The organism is Kineococcus rhizosphaerae, assembly GCF_003002055.1.
GTDB lineage: Bacteria > Actinomycetota > Actinomycetes > Actinomycetales > Kineococcaceae > Kineococcus > Kineococcus rhizosphaerae.
Window position 1 is genome coordinate 1 of sequence record NZ_PVZF01000057.1, and the last position, 1,331, is coordinate 1,331.

A 1,331-nucleotide genomic window follows, 5' to 3' on the forward strand; every position below is an offset into this window, starting at 1 on the left:
GAAGGTCCTGGGCTGGAGAACTCCAGCGGAGGTGTTCGCCGAGCAGCTACAGTCGCTGCATCAGTCCGGTGTTGCATCGACCGGTTGAACCCGCCTTGGATGTGGCCTTGGGAGTGTGATGTCTCAGGACATCGCTGACAGTTCTGCATCAGGACATCGGTGACAGTCGATGTGTCAAGACATCAGTGAGCCTTTGTCAGTAGCGGTTCTCTAGTCGACTCAGGACCAGGGCCGTGGCAACGATCGCACTGATGCGCCATGGGCACAGGCTGACCCGGTGGAGGGCTCGCCAACGGGTCTTGAGATGGGCGATGCCGTGCTCGACGAAGGCGCGTTCGGCGTTGACGTAGGAGTTCCAACCCCGCGTGCTGCGGTCGAGAACCTGGCTGCCTCTGGGACGGCGCACGGGAACGCGGATGCCGGCCCCGGCACCGGTGTACGCCTTATCGGCCAGCGTCGGCACACCGCCACGAGCTGCGCGGTAGAGCGTCGGCAAGGCATGGAGGCGGGCCGAGGTCAGGTCATGAGTGCAGCCCGGCTCGACGGGTGAGACCCACAACGGCCGCCCATCAGCATCGGTGAGGATCTGGACCAGACCGCCGTGCTGACGGTGCTTTCCGGAGTACCAGCGATCACGTCGACCGGTTCGGTCGTGGATGCGGTCGGTGGGGATGAGAGTGCCATCGAGCAGGAGGTGTTCAGTTCCTCGGTGCACCGCGTCGGCGACGACGTCGGACAGGTCGGGTGCTTGGCCGGCGAGTACGTCGAGGGCTTCGTGCAGGTACCGGTAGGCGCTGGAGAGGCTGATCGTGTTGTCACGGGCCAGGTCGGCGACCGTGGCGCGTTGACGCATGAACCGCAGCAGCAGGACCGCGTGCGCGAAGCAGCCCAGGACGCGGCGGCCGCGGCGGGTGCCGATTCGGGCACGGTGGGCGAACAGGAGCTGGGCGACGGCTTGAGCCAGGGCGCGGGGGACGTCGAGGCTGGCACGATAGATGAGCACGCAGGGTCCAGGTGGGTACGGCGGATAGGGCTTGGTCGCCTCCATCGTCTCGTCCAGACCCTGCGTGTCCCAGCGCCTTCGATCCCCGGCCTCAAGGGTGGCCTCACACCGCTACCGACAAAGCCTCAGTGACAGTCGTAGGGCGCAGTCAGCGTCGCTCGTCCGCCGTGACAGCGCGCACAACGCGGATGACCGCGCGTCCGGCTCCCGGCGGTGGGCGAACGGGTGCTCCCTGAAGCGTCACGGCTTTGATGCCGCTTCCTGATGAGTCAGGATGACGATCATGCCCCAGCGGTACCCGGCCGAGGTCAAGGACCGAGCAGTCCGG

The 1,331-nt window shown here is 66.4% G+C and carries 1 protein-coding gene; it reads right to left on the reverse strand.

Translation table 11 applies throughout. The features are described 5' to 3' along the window. Window positions 1-196 precede the first annotated feature (196 nt). On the reverse strand, window positions 197-1,003 hold the full coding sequence (locus tag CLV37_RS26875) for a transposase family protein (RefSeq protein ID WP_106215800.1): 807 nt from the start codon (window positions 1,001-1,003) through the stop codon (window positions 197-199). Between the last annotated feature and the right edge of the window lie 328 nt (window positions 1,004-1,331).